This is a genomic window from Shewanella sp. MF05960, from assembly GCF_050849305.1.
Lineage (GTDB): Bacteria > Pseudomonadota > Gammaproteobacteria > Enterobacterales > Shewanellaceae > Shewanella.
Genome location: NZ_JBOZPS010000002.1, coordinates 1 through 26,338, shown reverse-complemented (window position 1 = coordinate 26,338; position 26,338 = coordinate 1). Strand labels below are relative to the sequence as shown.

Here is a 26,338-nt window from a genome sequence, read left to right as displayed (position 1 = left end):
TAGATGCTTATCATACACAATTCTTTAGGTATGGGGGGGATAGAAACATTTATTGCTCGCTTGGTCAAACAAAGGTTTTATTCAGGATTGAAAACTAATGTGTTATTAATAGCAAATAAAAAGCTTAATAATAATAATATTTTAGATGAAGTCAATAAGTATGCTGGTATTTACTATATTAATGATTTAGCATCTGGCTTTCTGTTGCCGTATTTAAATTTGAGTGCTTTTTATAAGAAAAAAGAACTGGAATTACTATTGTTAGATTCTAAAAGTATACATGTTACTTTCGGAAATGCATTAATGGTTGCAGAGAAGATATGTACTGTTTCTGGTATTACTTTGCCTATATCCGTTGGTTTTTACCATTCAATGGAGTTTTGTTGGGGCAAGGATAGAAAACTACCATATTATGAATGCATTAATCGAAATGTTTTATTTGAGTGCATTCCTGTACAAAATCTCTTCTTGTTTAGTTCTAGTATTATAGATTTCTACAAAGAGTATGCATCTATAAGTTTAGATGGTGCTGCAACATTCAGAATAGGAACTGTTTCAATCCACAAGGATTATGAAAAAACAATCAGAAAGTATGATGGTTTTTGTCGTGATAGGCCGTTTAAAATATGCTCAGTTGGAAGGTTAGTAGATTTTAAAAAATATAATTTATGGATGATTGATGTTGTAAATGAATTAAGAGTTAAGGGTGTTAGTATTCAATATCATGTCTATGGAGATGGCCCTCTATATGATGAAATGCACGAGAAAATTAAAGCTTTAAATTTAGACGATTCAGTGTTTCAAGTTAGAAGTTTAGAGTACGCTAAGTTTGATGAGATCGTAGGTGATTTTGATCTTTTTGTTGGAAGTGGTACAGCCATTATACAAGCTGCATCTCTTGGTGTTTGTTCGATTGTTGGTGTTGAATCTCTAGACGAACCTCTCTCTTATGGATATTTTAATGAAGTCGCTAAACTTGATTATAACTTAAAATCAGTTAATCTACCTTTAATAGATGTGAAAGCTTTGATTCTAAAATTTATAATGATGAATGAACAAGAAAAACAAAATCTTGTAAGTAGTCACCTTTCATCGTGCCATGAATTTAGTATGGAATTATGTTCATCAAACTTCGAAAATGCTGACCTTAGGTTAGTGCAATTAAGAAAGAGAACTGCACTAGAATATGTTTTTTATGATTTTAGTCGATTATTTTCTGCTATTGCTAGACGCTTTTATAAAGGTCATCCATTAAACTCGTTATATGATAGAGTGTAATTTAGCAAATAAATTTAATAATGAGTGGTTTACAGTGTATTATTTACCTGTTTTTTTTGCATATCTGTCAGTCATTACTTGTGTTTTTACGTTCAAGTTTGAGAATGTTAATTCTAAAAAAATATCTTTTTTGTTGATATTTATTTCTTATTTTTTTCTGTTCCTTTTGGTAGCGTTTAAAGGACCTATTGAACCAGATTATTATAGTTATAGAGATATATTTTATCTTGCACCTGATTTTAATAGCATAAATCTTGAGTCTATAAAGAAATCTATTGAAGCATCATTTGGTATTGAGCCTGGGATTATCTTATTATCTAGTTTTTTACACTATTTAGGATTTGATTATCAAGTATTAATAATTTTCTTTTCAATTTTAAATGTTTTTTTGACTCTATGCATTTGTAAACGTTTCCCTCAATGTGTAAGATATACTTGTTTAGCTTTTATTTTATGTATTTTTTTTCAAAGTTATTTCGTACAAATAAGATTTGCCACTGGAGTTTTTTTTACAATATTAGCATGCCTTCATTTTATCGAAGGTAAATTAAAAAGATCTTTTTCATTGTTTTTCTTAGGTTTGTTGTTTCATAATGTAGCTTCACTTTATATTTTTATTATTCCAGCTTTTTTTGCATCTAGGAAAGTTATTGATAGGTATTATTTGATTTTGCCTTTGATATTTTTTATTGGGATGATAAATTTTACTGTTTTTCTTGAGTTTTTTATTGAGTCTTTTTTTTCAAGATATTTAATATATTTAAGCTTATCTGAAGGGTTTAGTGGGAATCCTATTCTGTTTTATTGGAGATGGATTTTATATTCATTTTTAATGTTGCTTTTGTATTTTAGAGAAAATGAATTATCTAAGTCTGATAGTATTTATGAGTCTTTTTTTAAGTTTTGTTTATATATGAATTTAGTAAGTTGGGCAGTAGGTTATAATTTTGCTATCTTTTATAGAGTTTCTTGGTTTTTTGATATAGGCTTGCTGTATTTTGTTTTTGCATATAAAAGAAGCTCTTTCTTTTATAAGAAAATCGTATGTTTTTCTCTTTTGCTTTTTTTGTTTGGGTACCGTTTGTTTTCATATATGGCAGATTTTGATACCTTTTACTTTGACTGGTATTATAACTGAGTTGGAGAGGATACATAGAAAGGACCTTTAGGCAAAGCGAGATTACTAACCTTCATTAACAGATTTAGTATGTTTTTAAACTACATTTTTCGGAATGTTATCACTTTATGGGTGATTGGAAGTGATTCTGTATTGAAATTATTCATAGTGAGCCAATAATGCATACTCATACCAGTTGCTCAGGTTATATTATAAGCGAAGTAAGCGCAACTTGCTTGTGATGTGTTGATAATAGCCATATAGCAAAGAAAACCTAAAGCACACTTGATAATATATTAAGAGCAAGATGTTAAGTTATGTGTCATCAATTTAGACGAATATAGAGAACACATGGATTTATAGATATTATGAGTAAATAAGTGTGTTGTTAACGTAGCAGAAAGCTTTTTTGCAGCTTTAAACTGGAATTGGTTCTATGGCGAAGTTATCGAACTCGCTATGCTGATCAGTTAGATGTAATAAATTACATCACCATGTTGTACAAATGGCAGCGAATACATTGATACAATGATTACAAAAGTTCCAATTAATTTTATCTTATGGATAAGTAGATAAAATAAGTCCTTTGAGGAACTTAACTAGGGTGACCGAATTCAGTTGACCTGGTCAGCTTGACTTAAACAACCGCAGTGAAAAACAGGAGTTTCGTGTTGCAAAGCGCTGTAATCATAAAAAGCCGTTTCTGCATTTACTTAACAAACTTGCTGTTAGAGACTTATTCTGTCGATGATATAATGGTGACTTATCGTCGCAGTTGACCAGAGGCTTATTATACATCCTTCTTAAAAACAAAGAATTAAAAATAGCTGATTGATCTCGCCAGTGTGATCAAATAGCACTCTTTTTCTTTGTCTTTATACTTAATATGCTTAAACATCTCGATAAGATTACTGATTGCCGTTCCCATATAAATCAAGAACATGATGTCATTGATATCTGCTTCCTCGTCCTAAGCGCAGTGATATCATGTGCGCAAAGTTGGGCCGATTGCCACGAGTTCGGGACATTAAAACCTATGTGGCTTCGTAAATATCGCCCCTTCGCTAATGGTATTCCCAGCCAGCAGAGTATTGGTCGCATCTTCAGAGGAGTATCAAAGCATTCCTTGTTAGATGCCTTGTTGAGTTGGGTCAACGAGCATCGGCTTAGCACAGGACTTTCTTCTATTGCGATTGATGGGAAAGTGCTTAAAGGTGCCAAAGCATCAGCATCAGCATCAGCATCAGCCTCAAGCGCAGCGTTACATACCGGCTCTGGTTTAGTCTTCAGCGCTAAATCAGTTGCGAGTAAAAAGAGTGAGCTCAAACTCGTTCAAGAATTGCTGACGTGTCTTGATTTGAAGTCTGAGTTACTGACATTTGATGCGCTGCATTGTCAGATGCAAACACTTGATTATATTGTCAAAGAAGGTGGGCATTGTATTTTGCAAGTCAAAGGTAATCAGCCCAACCTGTACGAGGCAATACAGGCACAATTTGCTGATTACATTACAAATACCCCTGATGCTGAATGCTTTACGCAAGACGATAAAGGCCATGGTCGAGTTGAAAAGCGGATAACATTTCAGTGTCCATTGAATTTACCCGCTGAGATAAAGATGAAATGGTCTCAATTAAAAACATTAATCGCAGTAGAGCGTCATCGAAAAGTGGGTAACAAAACCAGTATAGATACGCATTTTTATGTCAGCAATACAGTGCTGACATCAGAAGCCTTTGGTACAGCGATTAGGGCTCACTAGCAAACGGTAAATAGTCAGCATTGGCTTTTAGATACACTATTTCAAGAAGATAAGCAGAAAATGTATGATGAGGATGGTGCCAGTATTCTGGCTATTTTAAGGCGTTGGGCGTTAAATCTAGTGAAGCTACATCCCGCTAAAACTAGCCAGAATCAGAAATTTAATAGGGCTTGTTGGAGTGATGATTTCAGGGAAGAGATTATTTTTGGCGCAGGTCAAAAAGTGTAATCAGCCCCTGGCAGTTGACAGGTTGAGCTGCTGTTCAAAGAATTTAAATAACATACAGACAGGAAGATATTTGTAACCGCCCAGAAGGTCATAGTTGTTGTCTTAGTATGGGCCAGTCCGTTGGCCCCGATCATCAAACGTAGTACATTACTTCAGATAACGCCTTCCGTTTCGTTGTTTAAAGCAGCAATGAATGTGAATGTTTGGGCGCACCCCTGCCGACTGTTAAATTTGTCTGCCATCGATCCTAGTAAGAAATAATACAAAAGATAGACTGAGCAGTCTATGATATAACAAGAAACACACAAAAGTACCACAAAGATAATCTTGATAAAACATAACGTTAGATGGGATTTATGCAAACCTTAATGCTAAGGTCCAGTATATGAGAGAGGATAAAGATAATGGTGGGAAGTAAATACTTAATTAACGCAACTAATTTGCATGTTGGCGGCGGTGTTCAAGTGGCTACATCTTTAATTGGTGAGCTGTCTCGCTTTGATGTACTTCCGGACAACTTATTTATATGGGTTTCAAGTGCGGTTGACCATAATTTACGCGAGCTTGGCTACAATATAGATAGATTTGAAAATTATCAAACCGTAAATAGTTACGGCTTGAAATTCATTTTTTCAAAGATGCATAAAAAAATGAATGACTTTGATAAAGTTTTTACAGTATTTGGGCCTCTTTATACATTTAATAAAAATTTTTTTAGTATTGTTGGTTTTGCCCAACCTTGGATTATATATCCTGATAATGATGTTTTGCCTTTGTTATCTGTAAAACAGAAGGTTTATTTAAAACTAAAGTTTTTCTTTCAAAAGTTTTTTTTTAAATTATCAAATTTTATTTTTGTTGAGTTGGAACATGTAGCAACTGAACTAGAAAAACAAAATATAATAAAATCTGAAAATATACAAGTGGTCAGGAACTGTATTAGTTCTATCTATCTAGAACAAAATTGCTGGATGAAATTAAGTTTCGACATAAATAGTGATAATTTAAAGATTGGCTTTTTGGGCAGAAATTATACGCACAAGAATACGGGTATCTTACCTTTTGTGAAAACGATTTTGTATGATAAGTATGGAATTAATGTTGATTTTTTTGTAACATTCACTAATGATGAGTGGGATTTGTGCACAGAAAATTTTAAGAATAACATGACTAATGTGGGCTCGTTGAGTGTTGCGCAATGTCCTAGTTTCTATGAGGAAATGGATGCTATAATATTTCCAAGTTTACTAGAATGTTTTTCAGCAACGCCATTGGAGTCAATGGTAATGGGGAAACCTTTATTTGCATCTGATAGGGTTTTTAATCGTGATATTTGTTCAAGTTATTCTTTCTATTTTGATCCATTGTCACCAGAATCTGCAGCGAGTGTAATTGCAAAGTACTTTAGTGATGATTCTTTTAGAGAGAGTATATCTTTATCTGAAGCTAAAGAGTACGCATTGAGTTTTTCAAATGCTCATGAACGAGCAAGGCAATACCTAAATTGTCTTTTAGAACCTATTTAAAGTTGAGGCTAAGCTAATGTTTGTTGATAAAACGTTATTAATAACCGGTGGTACTGGTTCTTTTGGTAATGCTGTATTGAATCGTTTTCTAGATTCTGATATTAAAGAAATTCGGATATTCTCTAGAGACGAAAAAAAGCAAGACGACATGCGTAAAGCATTTAATTCTCCTAAATTAAAGTTTTATATTGGTGATGTTCGTGATTACCAAAGTGTTTCAAATGCAATGCGTGGTGTTGACTATATTTTTCATGCTGCAGCACTTAAGCAAGTTCCTTCGTGCGAATTCTATCCACTCGAAGCGGTTAAAACCAATGTAGTGGGTACTGAAAATTTGCTCGAAGCTGCTATAAATCATGGCGTTCAAAAAGTTGTTTGTTTAAGTACAGACAAAGCCGTTTACCCGATAAATGCAATGGGAATTTCTAAAGCTATGATGGAAAAGGTCATCGTAGCAAAGTCTCGTAACGTGCCAGAAGGTATGACTATTTGTACAACACGATACGGTAATGTCATGGCTTCTCGTGGTAGTGTTATACCTTTATTTTGTCGTCAAATTATAGAAGGCAAGGCATTAACCGTTACAGATCCTAATATGACACGCTTTATGATGACATTAGATGATGCTGTTGATTTAGTGCTGCATGCTTTTGAACATGGTACGAATGGAGATATATTTGTACAGAAAGCGCCTGGTGCAACTATTGATGTACTGACTAAAGCTATTTTTAATTTGATGGGTAAACCTGAACATCAAGTCAATGTAATAGGTACTCGCCATGGTGAAAAATTGTATGAAGCACTTTGTAGTCGTGAGGAAATGTTTGTCGCTCAAGACCAAGGTGATTATTACCGAATTCCTGCTGATAACCGTGATTTAAATTATGCACAGTTTACAGATGAAGGTGAGCAAGACCTTTCTAAAGTTGAAGATTACAACTCTCACAATACTGAAAACCTTGATGTTGCTGGAATGGAGAAACTTCTGCTTAAACTTGATTTTATGCGTGAGATTAAAGCGGGTAATTTAGTTGTTCCAGAGGGCGTATAAATGAATATTGTTGTAACTGGAGCAAATGGTTTTATTGGCAAGAACTTGCGGGTCTTTTTAGAAGAAGCAGGTTTCGACTCAATAACCACCATTACCAGCGCTGATAGTAAGGATGATATTTTATTAAAAGTCTCCACGGCAGATTTTATTTATCATTTAGCAGGTATAAATCGTCCTGTAAATGAAGAAGATTTCAAAACTGGCAATACGGATTTGACTGCATTAATAGTTAATCATCTGATAAAACTAGACAAAAAAACTCCTTTTGTTTTAACTTCATCAATTCAAGCTGAACGAGATAATCCCTATGGCATAAGTAAAGCTGCAGCTGAGAAGGTTGCTAATTCATATCAAAAGCTTACCGGTGCTCCAGTTTACATATATCGACTAGCGAATGTGTTTGGTAAATGGTGTAAGCCTAATTACAATTCTGCAATAGCCACATTTTGTCATAATACTATCAATGAATTACCAATAAATATTCATGATGCTAGCGCTCAACTTTCTCTTGTTTATATAGATGACGTTTGTGACGCGTTTATTAAATTATTGCCAAATGATAATTCTTTGCTACAAATTACTGGCTATAAGGAAGTACCAACTGTCTACCAAACTACTATAGGTGCAGTCGTTGATTTACTGCAAAAATTTAAAGTAAGTAGGGACTCTTTGGTCACTGAGGAAGTAGGTGTTGGACTTACCAGAGCTTTGTATTCAACTTACTTAAGTTACTTTCATCCAGAACACTTTGCCTATACTGTGCCTGGTTATACAGATCCTCGTGGCACTTTTGTGGAGATGTTGAAGACACATTCAGCTGGGCAGTTTTCTTTTTTTACCGCACATCCTGGTATTACCCGTGGTGGTCATTATCATCATACTAAAAATGAAAAATTTCTTGTGATTAAGGGTAAAGCTTGTTATAGATTTAAACATATCGGTACTGATGAACAGTATGAGCTTATAACAGATGCCAGTGATTATAAAATTGTAGAAACAGTACCTGGTTGGACACATGACATTACTAATATTGGTGAAGATGAACTTATTGTAATGTTGTGGGCAAATGAAATTTTTGATCGAAGTAAACCCGATACTATAGCGAGACCTTTGATATGACTCAGAATGCAATAGCTAAAATGAAAGTAATGACTGTCGTTGGTACTCGTCCTGAAATTATTCGTTTATCACGGGTTATAGCTAAATTAGACGAGCACTGTGAACATATTTTAGTTCACACAGGGCAGAATTATGATTTTGAACTGAATCAAGTCTTTTTTGATGATTTAGGCGTTAGAAAACCTGATTATTTCTTAAACGCTGCTGGTAAAAATGCAGCTGAAACTATTGGTCAAGTCATTATAAAAGTTGATCAAGTGTTAGAAGAAATTCAACCAGATGCTATGTTAGTGCTCGGCGATACAAACTCTTGTTTGTCTGCTATACCGGCAAAACGTCGTAAAGTGCCTATTTTCCATATGGAAGCGGGTAATCGTTGCTTTGACATGCGAGTCCCTGAAGAAATAAATAGAAGAATTGTTGACCATACATCTGATATTAACCTGACGTATAGCTCTATAGCACGTGATTATCTTTTATCCGAAGGCCTACCTGCAGATCGAGTGATTAAAACCGGTAGTCCAATGTTTGAGGTGTTATCTCATTACATGCCGCAAATAGAAGCATCTGATGTTCTAACTCGTTTAAACTTACAACAAGGTCAATTCTTTGTTGTTAGTGCTCACCGTGAAGAAAATGTTGATTCACCAAAACAATTAGCAAATCTTGCTGAAACGTTAAATACTGTTGCTGAGCATTATGGCTTACCGGTTATTGTTTCTACTCATCCAAGAACCCGCAATCGTATTGAAGCTCAGGGCTTAGAGTTTCACCCTAATATTCAATTATTAAAGCCTTTAGGTTTCCATGACTATAATCATCTACAGAAATACTCTAAAGCAGTGTTATCTGACAGTGGGACTATTAATGAAGAATCTTCAATCATGAACTTTCCGGCTTTGAACTTACGTGAAGCACATGAGCGTCCAGAAGGGATGGAGGAAGCATCAGTTATGATGGTTGGCCTTGGTGTTGAACGTGTTATGCAAGCATTACAGATATTAGAATCACAACCAAGTGGAAGTAATCGTATTCTTCGCCCAGTATACGATTACAGCATGCCAAATGTCTCTGATAAAATGGTGCGTATTATCCATTCTTACACTGATTATGTAAAACGCGTTGTTTGGAAGCAATATTGATGCTAAAACGTTTGGATTTAGCAATTATAAATCGAAGTTTCTGGCCCGCTTACCCTGTTATTGGTGAAGCGCTTATGCGTTTTGCCGAGCAGCAGTCATGCTCTCAATCTGTAGCAGTAATTTTGCAGGACCATGTGGGTATTAAAAATCATCTTGTGCGTGAAAAGCGTGGTCAGGGAGTTCAATTTTACCCCTGCCATGCACTTTCTGTTTCAGGTAGTAGTATTCTTCGACGTGCTGTTGATGCTGTTTTTTTTATGTTGTGGGTCTTATCCATCTTACTACTTAAACGACCCAAAAAAGTGTATATTTCTACAGATCCACCTGTGCTCGTTCCTTTTATCGTAATGATTTATTGTAAGTTATTCCGAGCTAACTACGTTTATCATTTACAGGATATACATCCTGAAGCTGCGAACGTTGTTATTCCTGTTCATCCATTGCTGTTTCGTATCTTAAAAGGTATGGACTCTATTACAATGCGACATGCTGATTTGTTGATTACAATCACTAAGGAAATGGCTACACAAATCACAAAACGTTCTTCAACAGTATCTCCTATAAAGCTCCTAGTTAATCCCTCTGTTTCCTTTGAGCATGTTGTTGTCCCCTCAATTAAAAAAACGGGCTTCACCTTTTGTGGTAACGCAGGGCGTTTGCAGCGTATGCCATTACTCATTCAAGCTATTAAGCAATATTGTGAAGCAGGCGGAACTTTGCAGTTTGTTTTTGCCGGTGCGGGTGTGTATGCCAACGAATTGCAACAATTAGCTGAAATATATGTGAATGTTAGCTATAAGGGCCTAGTTTCTGCATCTGAAGCGGCACAATTAAGTGCTGACTATGAATGGGCCCTATTGCCGATAGAAGATGAAGTTACCCGATTTGCTTTTCCCAGCAAATCTTCATCTTATGTTTTTTCTGGAGCAAAAATTTTGGCCTTATGTGGTGCTCGTACGAGTGTTGCAGAGTGGGTCACTAAAAATGACTTAGGGATTGTAATTGAGCCTAGCCTTGACTCTTTATGTCAAACTTTTTTTGCTATTGAAAGTGGTGAATATGATAAGTTTAAATTTGATATAGACCGAGAACAATTAAAAAAGTGTTTAGGATTTGATGTGTTTGTAACTGATTTGAAAGAATTAGTTTTAAGTAGCAGAGACTGAAGTTATGAATAAAGTTTTAATTACTGGAGCTACAGGCTTTGTTGGTTCAGCATTGATGGCTGAGCTGAAAAAGAGTTCTAACGTAAAAGTTATCTCTGCTGTCAGGAGAGTAAGCACATCTGTCGATGGCGGTACAATTTTAGTTGGTGATATTGATGGTTCTACAGATTACTCTACAGCAATTGACGGCGTCGATGTGGTTATTCATTGCGCGGCTCGTGCTCATATTATGGGGGATGAATCGACAGAGCCATTGGCTGAATATCGTAAGGTTAATTTAGAAGGTGCTTTAAATCTTGCGAAGCAAGCAATAAAAGCAGGTGTTAAACGTTTTGTCTTTATCAGTAGTGTCAAAGTTAACGGTGAATCCACATCATCAGACAAATCCTTTACAGCTGATGATGTTCATAAACCTCAAGATGCATATGGTATTTCAAAGTCTGAAGCTGAGACACAATTGTTGACCCTAGCGCAACAAACGGATATGGAGATTGTAATTATTCGACCCCCTCTGGTATATGGCCCTGGAGTCAAAGCTAATTTTGCGTCCTTGCTTAACCTAGCCTCAAAAGGTTTACCATTGCCTTTCGGTTGTATTACAGCTAACAAACGCAGTTTAGTTTCAGTTAAAAATCTTGTCGATCTAATTGTCACTTGTGTTGATCATCCAAAGGCTCTTAATCAAGTATTTTTAGTTTCTGATGACGATGATGTATCAACTGCATCAATGGTAAAGCATATGTCACAAGCTCTTGGGAAATCGAGTAGATTATTGCCTGTGCCTTTATGGTGTTATCGCGTAGCTGGCAAGTTAACAGGGAAGACTGATGTTGTTGATAGATTATTAGGCTCCCTGCAGGTTGATATTACGCATACTAAGAACACGTTAGGTTGGGCACCACCACAAACGCTTGAACAAGGTTTTAAAGAAACTGCAGAAGCGTTTCTTCTTAATAAAAATAAATAGAGTATTTACATGATCCGTCTAATCGATTTTTTAGCAGCCCTCTTTGGTTTGCTTTTACTTTGGCCTGTTTTAGTTATAGTCACTATCATTGGCATGTTTGATACTGGCTCACCAATTTTTGTTCAAACTCGTGTGGGTAAAAACAAGAAAGCCTTTAAGCTTATTAAGTTTCGTACTATGTCTGTAGAAACAAAATCAGTTGCCAGTCATTTAGCTAATAATGCATCTATAACTAAACTAGGTAATTTTTTACGAAAAACTAAAATTGATGAATTGCCGCAATTGATTAATGTCATTAAAGGTGAAATGAGTTTAGTTGGGCCGAGACCAAATCTTTTCAATCAAGAAGATCTAATCAAAGAACGTGATGCGTTAGGTGTTTACGATGTTCTGCCAGGTGTAACAGGTTTGGCTCAAGTACAAAATATTGATATGTCTACGCCAGCTTTATTAGCAAAAACTGACAAACAGTTGATTGATACTCTGAATATCAAAAACTACTTTAAGTACATTTTGATGACAGTTACCGGTAATGGTAGCGGTGATGCAGTAAAATAGGTTTATCTATTGGTGATCATTTGCTAAGCGATTGAACTCATTATTTTTCTTTAAAATTCTTGATGTCTCAATTCAAGATTGATGCAACAAAAACGTATCAATTGTTTTTTATGATTTTAATAAGTTGTTAAGTCGTGCTTTGAATATCGCTCAGCTAGCTTAGTCCTATCATTAATTTTACGCTGTATTGCATATAGGTAAAGGTTACTTGTGCTAGACTAGCCCACCTCATTTTTTTACAGCCTAGTCGTGTTGTAATATGTCATATATTGTGAATTTTATTATTTGGAGCGAAAAATGGAGTTTTTCCAAATCTTGTTTGGCTTAAAACGAGCTCATAAGCGCCTCGTGAGTCTCTCTGTTGATGCTGTATTCCTCTGTTTAGCATTTTGGGCAGCACTGCTGGTTCGTATCGATGATTTTGTCGTGTTATCGAATACTCACTATTGGCTGCTGTTGCTTGTTGTGGTGCCAGTAAGTTTAGTTGCGTTTGCCAAGTTAGGCCTATATCGCGCGGTTTTGCGTTATATGGGATTGCAGGCTTTAACCGCAATAGCTATAGGGGTACTTTTATCTACTGTTTCTTTAGTCCTTTTCGCTTTTTATCTCGACGCTCAACTGCCACGAACTGTACCGATTATCTATGCCGCGTTTTCACTGGTACTCATCGGTGGTTCAAGGGCGATTGTCCGCTCAATGGTCGGTTCTGGGATGACGCGTATTGGTGAGCCTGTCATTATTTATGGTGCTGGTGTAAGCGGTAGGCAGTTATTAACATCACTTGTGCAAAGCCATGAATATCATCCGTTTGCTTTTGTCGATGATGACATATCATTGCAAGGTAATGTTATTCAAGGTGTGCATGTGCATTCTCCTTCGATAATAAAAAAATTAATTACACAAAAATCGGTTAATAAAGTCTTATTGGCTATGCCGAGTGCTACTCGAGCAAAAAGACAAGAAATTTTAGCAAGGTTAGAGCCTTTAGCTGTTCAAGTTCTTACTATCCCGGCAATGTCTGATTTAGTTAATGGTACTAAGCTTTATAGTGACATTAAGGAAGTCGAAATTGATGACCTACTTGGTCGTGATGCAGTAAATCCTCGTGTAGATTTATTGTCTTCTAACATCAAAGATAAAGTGGTGATGGTAACGGGGGCTGGGGGATCTATTGGTTCGGAGTTATGTCGACAGATTTTAAAACAGTCGCCTAAGAAATTGGTTCTGTTTGAATTATCTGAATTTGCTTTATATGCTATTGACCGTGAATTAAATGCCATTGCAAAAGAACTCGGTTTAAACGTCAGAATTTTGCCTATGATGGGCTCTGTACAGCGTGAAAATCGAGTACAAGCCATTATGGAGTCTTTTGGCGTACAGACGGTTTACCATGCTGCAGCATATAAGCATGTGCCTTTAGTTGAACATAATGTCGTTGAAGGTGTGCGAAATAATGTGTTTGGTACCCTTTATACTGCACGAGCAGCCATAGCGGCAAAAGTGGACACCTTTGTGTTGGTTTCAACCGATAAAGCGGTGCGTCCTACCAATGTGATGGGTACGACTAAGCGCATGGCTGAATTAGTATTACAGGCTTTATCTCGCGAACAAAATAATACCCGTTTTTGTATGGTGCGTTTTGGTAATGTGCTTGGCTCATCGGGCTCTGTAGTGCCGTTGTTTAGAACTCAAATCGCTAATGGTGGCCCTGTTACTGTGACTCACCCAGAAATCACCCGTTTCTTCATGACTATTCCAGAGGCTTCACAACTTGTTATTCAGGCCGGTGCGATGGGTAAGGGTGGTGATGTATTTGTTCTCGATATGGGTAAGTCAGTAAAAATTGTTGATTTAGCGAAAAAGATGATCCGTTTAAGTGGATTTGAAGTCCGAAATGAAAAAAATCCTGAGGGTGATATTGCTATTGAGTTTAGCGGATTGCGCCCAGGTGAAAAACTTTATGAAGAATTGCTTATTGGCGATGATGTTACCGGTACTGACCATGAACGCATCATGACTGCAAATGAATTGTTTTTATCCTGGTCTGAATACTCATTAATTTTAGACCGCTTAGATCAAGCTTGCCATGCGTTTAACCATGAAGCTATTCGTGACATTTTGCTTAAAACACCTACCGGTTTTGCACCGACTGATGGAATTTGTGATTTAGTCTATCAGCAAAAAGCTAAAAACACTGATGCAGCTAAAAAAGTGATTAATTTGGTTTCTTAACTCTTGTTAACGTTTGTTATTTAACTTAGTACTTTATATTTTCCTTTTACATTAGTTGTTTACATTTGTTTATTAGATTTTTGCGAACTCATTTTAAGATAGAGCTAACATAAGATCAGGCTCATTTTTACAAGGATTTTAAATGAAAGTAGTTATTCCTGTTGCGGGGCTTGGTACCCGTATGTTGCCAGCGACTAAGGCCATTCCTAAAGAAATGTTGCCATTAGTGGACAAGCCTCTTATTCAATACATTGTTAATGAATGCGTTGCTGCCGGTGTCAAAGAGATTGTGTTGGTGACGCATGCAAGTAAGAATGCGATTGAAAACCACTTTGATAAATCATATGAACTTGAATCTACTTTAGAAAAGCGTGTAAAACGCCAGTTACTTGAAGAAGTTCAAGCTATTTGCCCTAAAGACGTGACTATTATGCATGTGCGTCAGGCTGAAGCGAAAGGCTTAGGTCACGCAGTATTGTGCGCCTATCCTTGTATTGGCAACAACCCTTTTGCGGTTGTATTACCAGATGTGATTTTAGATGCATATACAGCGGATCAAAAAACAGAAAATTTAGCTGCTATGATAGCGCGCTACAAGGCTACCTTGGCTAGCCAGATTATGGTCGCGCCAGTACCTGATAATGAAGTGAATAAATACGGTATTGCTGACTGTAATGGAGCTGAAATAGCACCTGGTGAATCTGCTCAAATTAACGCCATGGTTGAAAAACCTGAATTAGGTGAAGCGCCTTCGAATTTAGCGGTCGTGGGTCGTTATGTCTTATCAGAAAAAATCTGGAAGTTATTGGCTAAAACACCAGCAGGCGCAGGTGATGAAATTCAGCTAACCGATGCTATTGATATGCTCATTGAGCAAGACACTGTTGAAGCGTTTAACATGACCGGCAAGTCACATGATTGTGGTGACAAACTTGGTTACATGGCTGCTTTTGTTGAATATGGTATACGCGACCCTAAATTGGGTGAAGCATTTAAAGCACGATTAGCGAAGATCCTTTAACATTGATTTTTGCAGTAAATTTTAAAACCAACTTTTACCAGTTGGTTTTTTGCTTTGTGTTAGGGCGAAAAGCCTAGGGCGCTGCGCTGCTAGGGCGTGACTTCGTCTCTGCTAGGGCGACCTTCGGTCTTCGAGAACGCTTCGCGGCTAGATGCTAAGAATAGGGCGCCTGCGGCTGCTAGAACGCTACGCTGCTCGATTACGTCATTCCGGTGATGTTTTTAAAGCCGGAATCCAGGTGTTAGTACTTAATTGTTTAACAGAAGAACGCTTCGCTGCTAGGACCTAGACCTTAGGACCTAGAAGGACGAAGTCCGCTCTCTGGCGAGCCCGCGAGTTCCTAGAACCTGCGTATTCGCGTTTTTTTACATTGGAGTTTTTATGAGTCGTAAATATTTTGGCACCGATGGTGTGCGCGGTAAGGTGGGGACATTTCCTATTACGCCTGATTTTGCAATGAAGTTAGGTTGGGCGGCGGGTAAGGTTTTAGCATCAACCGGTACTCAAGAAGTCTTGATTGGTAAAGATACTCGCAGTAGCGGGTACATGCTTGAATCAGCCATCGAGGCAGGTTTGTCTGCAGCTGGCGTGAACGTGGCGTTAATTGGCCCGATGCCAACGCCTGCAGTGGCGTATTTAGCCTCTACTTTTAGAGCCGATGCGGGTGTGGTTATCAGTGCATCACATAATCCTTTTTATGATAACGGCATTAAGTTTTTCTCCAATTCGGGCACCAAGCTTAATGACGAGCAAGAGCTTGAAATCGAGGCGCTACTCGACCAGGCGTTAAACCACAACGCAATGCAGTGTGTGTCTTCTGAATTATTGGGTAAAGTACGCCGCATTAACGATGCCGCTGGGCGTTATATTGAGTTCTGTAAAGGCGTATTTGCCAAAGACTTAACCTTAGCGGGAATGAAGATTGTGGTAGACAGTGCTAATGGTGCGGCGTATCACATCGCACCCAATGTTTACCGTGAATTAGGTGCAGAAGTCATTAGCATTAATGATAAACCTAATGGCGTAAACATTAACGATCACTGCGGCGCAACTCATTTAGACAGCTTGCAAACCGCGGTGATGATCCATGAAGCCGATTTAGGTATCGCACTTGACGGTGATGCTGATCGCCTTATGTTTGTCGATCATAATGGTCACGTGGTGGATGGCGATCAAATTTTATATATTTTGGCTAAATCTGCTAAACAGCAAGGTACCATGAGCGGTGGTGTTGTTGGCACGCTAATGTCAAATCTTGGGCTTGAGATAGCCCTTAAAGAAATGGATATTCCCTTTAGACGCGCCAAAGTGGGTGATCGTTATGTGGTTGAGCAATTAAAAGAAACCGGTTGGAAATTAGGTGGAGAAGGCTCAGGTCATATTTTACATTTAGACCACGCTTCTACCGGTGATGGTGTTGTCGCATCGCTCTTAGTGCTGCAGGCTTTATTACAGTCGACCCAATCATTGGCAGAGTTTGCTTCTGGTATGAACAAGTTGCCACAAGTATTACTTAACGTACGCTTAACCGCTAACAATGCCGATGAAATTATCGCGTCAGAAGCAGTAAAACAGGCCGTGATAGAAGCGGAAGCTGTTTTAGGTAACAACGGCCGCGTATTACTGCGTAAGTCTGGTACAGAACCGCTCATCCGTGTGATGGTTGAATCAACGGATCCTGAAATGTCACAAGCTCAAGCTGAACACATTGCCAATGCTGTTCGTGGCGAATAATTAAAAATAATTACTTCGTCCTATAATACCTGTTGCAGGTGATGATAATTAGTATGCTGTTATGGCATTACCCCTAACAAGTATTCAGTTGTAATGTATTCTTAAAAAAAGCCCATAGAAATGTTTTCTATGGGCTTTTTTTATCGAATTTTCACGTAAAGCTGATGCGATAAATGACAGTCGTCCACTCAATTTAGCCTTTAAAATTTCCTCTCATATTGTTACGGTAGACATCATGCAATGTACTTGGCAACCTAAATTGAACATATGATACGAAATAAGCATTTAATTGTGTGAGACCTAGTTGCCTATATAAGTCGTAGCCTGTATAAATAGGGTTATTAAGTTATTGCGATAACTAATTTGAGTATCGTATAACTGTAGGCCGCATTGGCAAGAGTATTCATCACATCACTGGCAGACTAATGTTACAGGTTTGGACAATGGTGACCTCGAGAACTTTGGATTGGTTCGAGTTGAGTGTTGTTTGTTGTAAAAGGCTAATGTCTGACAAGTCATAGGGAAGCAGTTAGAAATGAATGGAATCATGATGACGCTCGAGAGCGCCGAAAAAGATCTGCTTGATCAATCTTTTCTCTGGAAATGGAATATTGATGAAAAGCTATTTTACAGTGAACAACTATTAAAGATTATATTTGGTCCTGAAAATCCTGGCGCAGTAAAGTTTCGGTTACTTGTCGACTTGTTGGATAAAAATCAAGCTATTTACTTCAAAAAAATTATTGAAGCGAGTATTTCTTCTAAAGATATTGTGACGAGTCATTTGGTCTTTACCATTGGCGGTGTTAAGTACCTAGTTGAAGTTGCCATTTATTCGAGTAATTTAAAACTTGTTACTGGTAGCCTATTTTTTAAACGTCTATTGCCATCGAAAAAAGAAGAAGCTTCTATTTTAAAAAACCTTTTTTATCAATCTTCTCGGTTACTGTTTGTATGCGATGATAAAAATCAAATATTACTGATTAACAAAATGCTTGTTGAGTATCTTGGTTATGAGGAATATGAAGTTATCGGTCAAGATATTAGCGCTTTTATCCATGATAAAAACAATGTATTTAAAGAGTATTTGTTCAATTGTGAAACCAATGGCACCTGGGATGGTGAGTTATTTTTTTACCATAAAGATGGCTCTCACGTAGTCTTTAAAGCTAACATTTTACATTACTCTGACTCTAACAACTGTAACCAGCTCAATATTTTTCAATTAAAGAAATTAGACTTTACTTTCTCGGAAATTGCTGAGTTTTCGCAACAAAAACCTAACTGGGATTGGACTCATAAAGTTGATTTTTTCAATTCATTAACCAACATGCGAGCGTTAAGGAGCAATCAAGAGAGTTTAGTCGTTTTAGTTTTGGATACTTACTTCCACTCATCAAAAAACTCAATTTCTCCTCGTTGGTTAATTGATCAATCTATTTCAAAGCTTAAAAATTTCAGGAGTATCGTTAAATTAGGCTTGTTAAACGATGAACAAATTTGTGGGACTTTTATTTCTTCAAAATTAATTAAGACTATTCACAGTGATTTAGCTGAAATATTCGGCATATTACTGGAAGAGGACCAATTACAATTAGACAACAAAATTCAATGTCATATTGGTGTTTCGATTGATGGTGTTGATGCGAAAGATAATGAACAGTTACTATCGAATGCACTACAGGCATTAAAGACATCTTCTGTCGGTTTTAGCTCGATTAATCAACATAACGTTAAGTATTTTAATCAAAAAATTAATATTCTTAATAATCGCAAGTTAAAGTTAGAATCGGCTTTGCGCAACTGTTTAGATAATAAGCTGATTTATGTAGCCTATCAACCCATCGTTAATGTAAAAACCTTAAAAATTGATAGGGTTGAAGCGCTGGCTCGTTTTAATCTAAACACGTCAATTAATCATAATGTGCAAGAGCTCATCGCGCTAGCAGAGGAAAATGATTGGATTAATATCATTGATAAACAAGTGTTACTCACCGCGATAAATGAGCTCCCGGCTTTGGCTGCTGTGTTAGGGAATGATAATTTGGGGTTGTCGATTAACCGGTCAATGATTCATAGTGCTAAAAACCGTTTTACGCTTGATGACACGCTAGAACTCATTCGTTCGACAGGTATTGACCCAGGCAGAATCACCATTGAATTAACTGAGTCTGCTGTGTTTACCGATAACCAAAGCGTTCTTGAAGATATTAAACATCTTACAGATAACGATATCGTGTTGGCTATTGATGACTTTGGCTCTGGTTATACCTCTTTTACTGATTTATCAGTGCTCCCTTTAACGTTAATTAAAATCAATAAGCTCATAACAGATGGGATCGTAAAAGATAAGCAAAAGCGCTTAATGGTGAAAATGTTTACCCAGTATATTCATTCAATGGGAGGTGAAATTGTCATTGAAGGGGTGGAAAGCTTAGATGTTTTTAAGGCTTTAGTGGAAATGGGCGTTAATTATGTACAGGGTTATATTTTTAGTAAACCACTGTCGTTAGTTGAACATGCTAATACCCTTAGTAATATGAATATTATTATAGAAAGGTTGCAGCTTAAACTTCTTGTCAGTGAGATGAAAAAAATACCCACGATTATTGATTTTTTGATGCCGACACCGCCACATGTTCAGCCAGACGATAGAATTGAGTTGTTTATTGATATGCATGACAACAGTGATGTTGTGATGGTGCTCAATAACAGTAAAAGTGTTGGTTATATTTCTCGTCACGACATTAATGCGGCAATTAGTCCTTATGTGAATACTAATGCTGAAACAAAGCATGATCGATTAACGTTAAGCAAAAGAGCACATCAAATCCTTACGCCGGTTGAACATACTTGTTTTACCGATTTTTCTGTTGAGTCGTTATTAAAACATTTTTGTTTATACCCAAAGTCATTGATGGTGGTTACGGGTAAAACAGGGATATTTTTAGGCGCTATCTCAATGGAACAAGTGAAAGGTCATTTGCTAAAGATGATACGTATCTGATTTACATGGTTTTTGGTGGCGACACTCATGAGTTGAGATGATAAGTATCGGGATGATAAGTGACTAAATGATGATTTTCGAGAAAATAAGCAATAAAAAGATAAGAACAAGCGAAAAATGAAGTCTCTAGCAGGATTTAATGATTATGCGCCTTTAAATATTATTGCTCATGGTTTTGCGAACCATGCCCGTAAATCAACGCTGTAAATAAGCGCCTGTAAATAATTTAGCTGTTTGATTTTATGTCAGCCCCTGGCGTTATGATGTGCATAGCTCGATTGTAATGATGGAGTGGTATTGCTTATTGACGTTGCAACTTTGGCCGCAGAAGGCTGTGACTGGAATTGTTTTGAGCGGCTTTATCGACAATATGCTGACTCTCTAAACCAAACACCTTTGAACAGCATTTACCATGTAAACATGTTATGAGTACGTTTTACCGATTTTTACTGCGAGCACAATTGAGACCTATTCGGAAAAATACAATAGAGAGTGATTTAATTGTAAACTTAATGCAACTGAATCAGCTAGTTAAGCAACGTCATTAAACTCTGATGCAACCCTGTCGCCTAACGCATTTAACAGCTCAACTTCACCTTTAAATACCGCCACGATGATTTTATCCACTTTATATTCCATTGGAATAATCACACGGCCGTTTACGCCAACCTCAAGGTCGTATAACACTTCTGCTATGGGTTTAATGGCCAGTTCAGCTGGGTAATAAAGTACCGTTATCGTTTGTGTTTTCATTGTTGTATCCATACATTTTCTGGGTATGCCCAGGTGATCCTTTATGATGCTAAAAAGTCTACAACGTCTCGATATTAATGCGATTTGACTCGTCTTAAATGAGCTCGTTAACAGAACAGTATACGTAACAGTTGATAAGGCTGAATCATAATCGTTTAGTCGCATGACGTAAAGGCGATAATGACTTATATCAATGCGCATTAATCAGTAACCACTCCTAATGCGTTTAGCGATTTTTGATTAAGGTGTTGCTATGTCGTCATGGTTGCTCCCTTTTACACCCTCGCAAGTCATTACTTAACGAATTGCAGTTGCTATAGAACGTGACATTACTCGCGGTATCGTGTTGATTATTAGCCCTTGCTAATGTTCGTAATACTTCCTAATGGCGATTATTGGCCAGCAATACTCACTAAAAATCTGACTTTAATCACTCCTTACCGATTTCAATCTCTGTATTTGGCAATAATTTTTGATATTCATTGGCTAAGGCTTGCTTGGCTTCAGTGTCGCCGTGAACGATGCGGATGTGTTTAGGTTTGTGATGCATGCGTTTAACAAAGTTGATGAGGTTGTGCTGATCAGCATGAGCAGAGTAGCCGCTAAAAGTATGAATTTTTGCTTTAATGTCTATGCGCTGTTCATCAATATACACATAGCCGCCTCGAGGTCCGTATTTTTGTATATCACGACCTGTGGTGCCCTGGGCTTGATAACCAACAAATAATACGTCGGTAGTGGCTTTGGCTAAAAAGCGGCTGAGGTAATGACTAATACGGCCACCCGTGCACATGCCAGATGCGGCAATGATAATAGCGGGTTTATTGACAGAATCTAAATAGTTGATCACCGCTAAGTGATCTTGATGGCTGTCGATGGTAGTGAGTTGTTCAAAGTCTAATGGATGACGGCCTTGTGAGAGTTTTTGTTTGGCCTCTTTGTCCCATAAATCCTTAAATGCACGATATTGTTGGGTAAAATTGGCTGCCATTGGTGAGTCGACAATGATGTCGATATTTTGCCACATTGGGTTGTGTTGGTTGCGATAAATAATGTGCTCAAATTCGTATAACAACTCTTGCGTACGTCCAATGCTAAAAGCAGGGATAAGCACGACGCCATTATCGTTTACCGCTTTTTCGATAATACCTTTTAGCTGTTTACTGCGATCTTTACGGCCTTGATGATTTTTATCGCCGTAGGTTGACTCAATGACTAAGGTATCTGCTCTGTACGGACTTTTTGGGCTCGCCAGCAATGGTGCATAGGTTGCGCCTAGATCACCTGAAAATACCACTCTATGCTTGTAGCTTGGTCCTTTAAGGTCAAGCTCAACATAGGCCGAGCCTAAAATATGCCCCGCAGGTTTAAACTTAAGCTTAATTTGCCTAACAGGTTGAGTCGCATTGTTGAGGTTTATCGGCAATGAAACCCATTGGTTGTAATCTATCGGCACAATGAGTTTGTTGAGCTGGTTTAAACACGCTTGAATCAGCTTTTTATCGCGAGTCACGCCCACTTTTAATGCATCTTCAATCACTAATGGCAATAACGCTGCGGTTGCCGTAGTGGCGTAAATCGGTTGGTTGAAACCAGCTGCGAGTAGATAGGGAATTCGGCCAACATGATCGATATGACAATGAGTGACGATTAAGGCTTTGATATTGTCGATGTTAAAGTCTATTTGCAATTGATCCGCTGAGTTTTGACCTGCTGTTTCCGCTCCTTGAAATAAGCCGCAATCGATAAGATAGCTACTCGGATGTTGTGGGTTAATGTCGAGTTGATGACAAGAACCGGTGACGCCGTTTACCGCTCCATGGTGAATGATCTGCATGTTAATCCTTGAATTGAATGAGCCCCTCGTTAACTTAGCAGTGGATACCGTATTTTGCGAGATAACCATTAACATGCGATGGCAAAGGGCCGTGCATTCACGAGTAATGCTACTGATAATAAGCGCTTACAAACTAGGCATGATATTTGGCATTAATTAACCTTGTGTTGTGGTCGTGAATATCCTGTTGTTGATATACTCAGTTCAATTTCTGGCTTATGTTCGATGGATTGCTGATGTTAGTGTTTAACTGTACCAAAGCGGCTGCAGAGTTTTTTAGTGTGACTCGTAAAGGCGAAGTGTTGTCTTGTTTAGAAGCCGCGCCGCATAAGACCATTGCTGAGTCAGTCGCTGCACCTGTTTTCCCCTTAGATGTTGAACCACAAGAACACGATGGCACTCAATGGCATTGGGTGGTGCACTGTGTGACGGTTAAACGCAAAAAATACTTATTAGTGATGGATTATGTTAGCCGCTATTGCATAACGTTTTTGGCGACAAAAAAGGGTGATGAAATCGATTTTCTCAATATGTTCGAGAAAATGATGGTGTCGAACTTTATGTTTTTAGCCAATAAAAAAGGCGTGGACAGTGTCGAGGCTGATTTAGCCTTAGCACGATATCACGATAAATTTACTACCTGTGCATTTCATCCTCGAGGCGATCGCAGCGTTCAAGGGCACTTAAACGAGGTTGCCTGGCACTTAGAGCAACAATGTTATGAAGATGGAATGCTATTAATGCCCAACGAATTTATTGATTTTAGCGCCTTTATGGGGAAATTCCCTCGAAATGCAAAAGGGCGCAGTAGCCACTTTTTTGCTAATGATGTGTTTATCGATAGCTGGTTACAAGATCTTGATGTTGAAGACGGCCCGATAGACACCACGAATGTGGTTTACCTTAGCGATTATCGAAAATAGATAGCGATGAATAATAAATAACTCACTAAAAATAATTAACTGGCCTATTAAAAACTGATTTATTACAAGCTGGTTTTTTACGCACTGGTTAATTACGCACTGGTTAATTAAAACAAAAGGACATGTAATGAAAGCTTTTTCTCTGGTGTTAACCAGTTTAGCGATGGCCATTTCGGGCATGGCTCACGGCGTCGAGATTGATGCTAAGCACATTGAGCGTATTGGCCCTGTGACACAAGCCTCTGCTACGACGTTATCTAAAAGCGCTCAAGCCGATGCTTTGCGTGCCAATGTAGTGGCAAAGCTCAGTCAAGCAAATAAGGCCAGTAAGGTTAGGGTATTTAATCAAGCGTTTTCCTGGCAAGCCGGTACATCGAAAGTAGAAGGAGAGGGCTGGTTAGCTTATCGTTTACCGGTTTCTACACAGCGCTTTACGCAAGGTACATTGACCGTTAAAGGCCTTGAAAACCCTCAGGTGTACCTTAATGGCCAGTTAGTGAAATCAGCCGATAAGGTCGAGCTTGAACTCGCTAACGGTGATTATCAACTCATATTGCTTGCAGATGGCTTACAAAAAGATGTGCCTTTTAGCCTGGATTGGCAAGGTAAAAGCGATGTTGATGAGCTCGATTTTAGCGCGCAACAAACACAACGCGTATCGGCAGAGCAGCTTTTTGACTCAAAAGTGATTAGCAATTTAACCTTATCGCCAAATGGTAAATATCTACTGCAATCAACCATTGAATACCAGGCCGCCCAGGGCGATAAACCTATTCAAATGACAGAACTGCACAAATTGGCAGACAACAGCGTGCTGTATCGCTGGCAGGAGAGTCGTCCTAGCAGCGCGGTATGGTCTGATGATTCAAAACAACTCGCGTTTGTGGCTAACAAACAAATTCAATTGTTAAATGTCGCTGATTTAACTATCGATATCGCCGCTACTGAGCTTGATAATGTGTCTGGCTTACAGTGGTTTGGCGACAGTTTACTGTTTAGTTGGGAAAAGCCGTTTAAAGCCGATGACAAAGCCACTTCAAAGCGCTTTCAAGCATTAGAAGATCGCTGGAGTTATTGGCGTAACAACAGTCAGCTTTATCAATTAGATGTGGCCTCGGGGTTTATTCGCCAACTTACCGACAGTAAAATCACCAGTTCACTGTTAGACAGTAATGCCGATAACGGCAGCTTGTTGCTCACTCGCTCACCTGTGGATTACAACGCCCCTGCTCATGGTATCACTCAGCTGATTGAACTTAAGGTAGCGGATTTAAGCGAAACTATAATTGGTGAATATCGCAGCTTCAGTGGCGCATTATACGCAGATGATGGCATGTACATCACGGCTGGCCCGCGCTTTATGAATGGCGTTGGCATGCAAGATCCCAATATTGAAGTCAATGACTATGACGGTCAGTTATATTGGCGTGATGCAAAGGGCAATGTTAGCGCATTAAGCAAAGACTTTGACCCTGCTATTGGCAGTATGACCAAGCTTGAAAATGATGATTTGTTGGTCACGGTTACCGAAGGCGATCGCTCACCGCTTTATTGGTTTGATAAGCGTAAAAGCCGTTTTAATCTTATCGACACCGGTGTTGATATGGTTGATGGTTTCAGTGTGGCGACCAAACAATCGACACCGACCTTAGTAGTAGCAGGCACCTCGGCCACTGCGCCGCAAAAAGCTTACAGCATGTCGCTTAATTCAAGCCGTAAACAAGTGTTATTTGACAGCCAAAAGCAAAACTATGCTGATACACGTTTAGGGAAAATCGAAGATTTTGATTTTACCAACAAACATGGCCACAACATTGATGGTCGCGTGTATCTTCCTGCCGATTTTGATGCCAATAAGAAGTATCCTGCATTGGTGTACTACTACGGCGGCACGTCACCGGTTGGGCGTCACTTTACCGGTCGCTGGCCATTTAATTTGTGGGCTGCGCAAGGGTATGTGGTGTATGTGTTGCAACCTAATGGCGCCACCGGTTACGGCCAGGCCTTTAGCGGACGTCATGTTAATGCATGGGGCAAGTACAGCGCAGATGATATTATTGAAGGCACTAAAGCATTCTTGAATACCCACAGCTATGTTGATGCAAAACGCGTCGGCAACATGGGCGCATCGTATGGCGGCTTTATGACCATGTATTTGGCCACACAAACCGATATTTTTGCCGCGTCGATGTCGCATGCGGGGATCAGTAATTTGTCATCGTACTGGGGACATGGCTGGTGGGGGTATGGGTATTCTGGTGTGGCGAGTCGCGGCAGTTTTCCGTGGAATAACCCTGAGCTTTATGTTGAGCAAAGCCCGCTTTATCATGCAGATAAAATCACTACGCCATTATTACTCATTCACGGTAATGCTGATACCAACGTGCCGGTGGGCGAAAGCCATTACATGTACACCGCACTTAAGTTGTTAGGTAAAGAGGTGGAGCTGGTGGAGTTTAATGATCAGGACCATCACATCAACACCCGTCAGGCGCGCTTTGATTGGTGGAACACCACCATGGCCTGGTTTGATATGAAACTCAAAGACGAACCGCAATGGTGGAACAGTCTTTACCCTGAAACTGCAGAGCAGTAATTGGATTGAGTAGATAGATTAGAAAGCCCCAATATTTTGGGGCTTTTTAATGTCAGTAAAATGAATTTTAGAGAAGATAAAAAGCTAACTGCAGCTTGCTGTAAGCCATATACCCAATCATATTTAAGGATGAACCCGATTTCTACCTAAGGTTTTAGCCTGATATAAACATTTATCGGCATTGTTGATCAACTTATTAAGCGACAATTACGGTGGCCGGTCTAGCGACAATTATCTTGGCCGGTTGATCTGATAAGGTTCGGTACAGCAGAACGGAGGAGTTCACTGTGCCGGGAACACGAATCACTGATCAGCAGGTCA

At 38.4% G+C, this 26,338-nt stretch carries 17 protein-coding genes and 1 pseudogene; 16 read left to right on the top strand and 2 right to left on the bottom strand.

What is annotated here, in order from left to right; all coding sequences use genetic code 11:
* The first annotated feature begins 3 nt into the window (after positions 1-3).
* The 14 genes and pseudogenes from ACROAE_RS01810 to ACROAE_RS01745 all read left to right on the top strand — a co-directional run bounded on the left by ACROAE_RS01810 (position 4) and on the right by ACROAE_RS01745 (position 19,908).
* A complete protein-coding gene (locus ACROAE_RS01810; protein ID WP_432399232.1) occupies positions 4-1,278 on the top strand; it encodes a hypothetical protein in 1,275 nt (424 codons plus the stop codon).
* Positions 1,265-2,416, top strand: a complete 1,152-nt coding sequence (locus ACROAE_RS01805) for an EpsG family protein (RefSeq protein WP_432399231.1) — start codon at positions 1,265-1,267, stop codon at positions 2,414-2,416. The genes ACROAE_RS01810 and ACROAE_RS01805 overlap by 14 nt, the downstream gene beginning before the upstream one ends.
* Before the next feature lie 865 nt (positions 2,417-3,281).
* Positions 3,282-4,385: pseudogene (locus ACROAE_RS01800) on the top strand (ISAs1 family transposase).
* A 404-nt stretch (positions 4,386-4,789) separates the two neighbouring features.
* Complete coding sequence (locus ACROAE_RS01795; protein WP_432399230.1) at positions 4,790-5,911, top strand: glycosyltransferase; 1,122 nt, start codon at positions 4,790-4,792, stop codon at positions 5,909-5,911.
* A 16-nt stretch (positions 5,912-5,927) separates the two neighbouring features.
* Positions 5,928-6,962 carry a polysaccharide biosynthesis protein gene (locus ACROAE_RS01790; RefSeq protein ID WP_432399229.1) on the top strand — a complete coding sequence of 345 codons (1,035 nt, stop codon included), beginning with the start codon at positions 5,928-5,930 and terminating at the stop codon, positions 6,960-6,962.
* Complete coding sequence (gene wbjC / locus ACROAE_RS01785; protein WP_432399228.1) at positions 6,963-8,081, top strand: UDP-2-acetamido-2,6-beta-L-arabino-hexul-4-ose reductase; 1,119 nt, start codon at positions 6,963-6,965, stop codon at positions 8,079-8,081.
* Positions 8,082-8,092: 11 nt separating this feature from the next.
* Positions 8,093-9,223 (top strand): non-hydrolyzing UDP-N-acetylglucosamine 2-epimerase, encoded by a 1,131-nt coding sequence (gene wecB / locus ACROAE_RS01780; RefSeq protein WP_432399494.1) that lies wholly within the window; start codon positions 8,093-8,095, stop codon positions 9,221-9,223.
* Positions 9,223-10,389 carry a glycosyltransferase gene (locus tag ACROAE_RS01775; protein WP_432399227.1) on the top strand — a complete coding sequence of 389 codons (1,167 nt, stop codon included), beginning with the start codon at positions 9,223-9,225 and terminating at the stop codon, positions 10,387-10,389. Before wecB ends, ACROAE_RS01775 begins: the two co-directional genes overlap by 1 nt.
* 4 nt (positions 10,390-10,393) lie before the next feature.
* A complete protein-coding gene (locus ACROAE_RS01770) occupies positions 10,394-11,356 on the top strand; it encodes a UDP-glucose 4-epimerase family protein (protein ID WP_432399226.1) in 963 nt (320 codons plus the stop codon).
* A gap of 9 nt (positions 11,357-11,365) precedes the next feature.
* Positions 11,366-11,914: a sugar transferase gene (locus ACROAE_RS01765; protein WP_432399225.1), complete on the top strand. Its 549-nt coding sequence runs from the start codon at positions 11,366-11,368 to the stop codon at positions 11,912-11,914.
* Between the two features lie 297 nt (positions 11,915-12,211).
* Positions 12,212-14,146 carry a polysaccharide biosynthesis protein gene (locus ACROAE_RS01760; RefSeq protein WP_432399224.1) on the top strand — a complete coding sequence of 645 codons (1,935 nt, stop codon included), beginning with the start codon at positions 12,212-12,214 and terminating at the stop codon, positions 14,144-14,146.
* A 142-nt stretch (positions 14,147-14,288) separates the two neighbouring features.
* The gene (gene galU, locus ACROAE_RS01755; protein WP_432399223.1) at positions 14,289-15,167 is read left to right on the top strand and encodes a UTP--glucose-1-phosphate uridylyltransferase GalU; all 879 of its coding nucleotides are present in this window, start codon (positions 14,289-14,291) and stop codon (positions 15,165-15,167) included.
* Between the two features lie 381 nt (positions 15,168-15,548).
* Complete coding sequence (gene glmM / locus ACROAE_RS01750) at positions 15,549-16,901, top strand: phosphoglucosamine mutase (protein ID WP_432399222.1); 1,353 nt, start codon at positions 15,549-15,551, stop codon at positions 16,899-16,901.
* A 547-nt stretch (positions 16,902-17,448) separates the two neighbouring features.
* A complete protein-coding gene (locus ACROAE_RS01745) occupies positions 17,449-19,908 on the top strand; it encodes an EAL domain-containing protein (RefSeq protein WP_432399221.1) in 2,460 nt (819 codons plus the stop codon).
* Between the two features lie 531 nt (positions 19,909-20,439).
* Here the strand turns inward: ACROAE_RS01745 and ACROAE_RS01740 are convergent.
* Together ACROAE_RS01740 and ACROAE_RS01735 are read right to left on the bottom strand one after the other, a co-directional pair.
* A complete protein-coding gene (locus ACROAE_RS01740) occupies positions 20,440-20,661 on the bottom strand; it encodes a DUF2375 family protein (RefSeq protein WP_432399220.1) in 222 nt (73 codons plus the stop codon).
* A 430-nt stretch (positions 20,662-21,091) separates the two neighbouring features.
* Positions 21,092-22,498 carry an MBL fold metallo-hydrolase RNA specificity domain-containing protein gene (locus tag ACROAE_RS01735; RefSeq protein ID WP_432399219.1) on the bottom strand — a complete coding sequence of 469 codons (1,407 nt, stop codon included), beginning with the start codon at positions 22,496-22,498 and terminating at the stop codon, positions 21,092-21,094.
* Between the two features lie 236 nt (positions 22,499-22,734).
* On the opposite strand from ACROAE_RS01735, the gene ACROAE_RS01730 reads away from it, so the two are divergent.
* On the top strand, positions 22,735-23,421 hold the full coding sequence (locus ACROAE_RS01730; protein ID WP_432399218.1) for a DUF6933 domain-containing protein: 687 nt from the start codon (positions 22,735-22,737) through the stop codon (positions 23,419-23,421).
* A gap of 127 nt (positions 23,422-23,548) precedes the next feature.
* On the top strand, positions 23,549-26,017 hold the full coding sequence (locus ACROAE_RS01725) for an alpha/beta hydrolase family protein (protein WP_432399217.1): 2,469 nt from the start codon (positions 23,549-23,551) through the stop codon (positions 26,015-26,017).
* Positions 26,018-26,338 lie beyond the last annotated feature (321 nt).

Coding starts and splice junctions, on each gene's coding strand:
- wbjC (WP_432399228.1), top strand. CDS start 6,963: ATGAATATTGTTGTAACTGGAGCAAATGGTTTTATTGGCAAGAACTTG.
- ACROAE_RS01725 (WP_432399217.1), top strand. CDS start 23,549: ATGAAAGCTTTTTCTCTGGTGTTAACCAGTTTAGCGATGGCCATTTCG.
- ACROAE_RS01765 (WP_432399225.1), top strand. CDS start 11,366: ATGATCCGTCTAATCGATTTTTTAGCAGCCCTCTTTGGTTTGCTTTTA.
- ACROAE_RS01810 (WP_432399232.1), top strand. CDS start 4: ATGCTTATCATACACAATTCTTTAGGTATGGGGGGGATAGAAACATTT.
- ACROAE_RS01760 (WP_432399224.1), top strand. CDS start 12,212: ATGGAGTTTTTCCAAATCTTGTTTGGCTTAAAACGAGCTCATAAGCGC.
- ACROAE_RS01795 (WP_432399230.1), top strand. CDS start 4,790: ATGGTGGGAAGTAAATACTTAATTAACGCAACTAATTTGCATGTTGGC.
- ACROAE_RS01805 (WP_432399231.1), top strand. CDS start 1,265: ATGATAGAGTGTAATTTAGCAAATAAATTTAATAATGAGTGGTTTACA.
- ACROAE_RS01735 (WP_432399219.1), bottom strand. CDS start 22,498: ATGCAGATCATTCACCATGGAGCGGTAAACGGCGTCACCGGTTCTTGT.
- galU (WP_432399223.1), top strand. CDS start 14,289: ATGAAAGTAGTTATTCCTGTTGCGGGGCTTGGTACCCGTATGTTGCCA.
- ACROAE_RS01730 (WP_432399218.1), top strand. CDS start 22,735: ATGTTAGTGTTTAACTGTACCAAAGCGGCTGCAGAGTTTTTTAGTGTG.
- ACROAE_RS01740 (WP_432399220.1), bottom strand. CDS start 20,661: ATGAAAACACAAACGATAACGGTACTTTATTACCCAGCTGAACTGGCC.
- glmM (WP_432399222.1), top strand. CDS start 15,549: ATGAGTCGTAAATATTTTGGCACCGATGGTGTGCGCGGTAAGGTGGGG.
- ACROAE_RS01790 (WP_432399229.1), top strand. CDS start 5,928: ATGTTTGTTGATAAAACGTTATTAATAACCGGTGGTACTGGTTCTTTT.
- ACROAE_RS01775 (WP_432399227.1), top strand. CDS start 9,223: ATGCTAAAACGTTTGGATTTAGCAATTATAAATCGAAGTTTCTGGCCC.
- ACROAE_RS01745 (WP_432399221.1), top strand. CDS start 17,449: ATGATGACGCTCGAGAGCGCCGAAAAAGATCTGCTTGATCAATCTTTT.
- ACROAE_RS01770 (WP_432399226.1), top strand. CDS start 10,394: ATGAATAAAGTTTTAATTACTGGAGCTACAGGCTTTGTTGGTTCAGCA.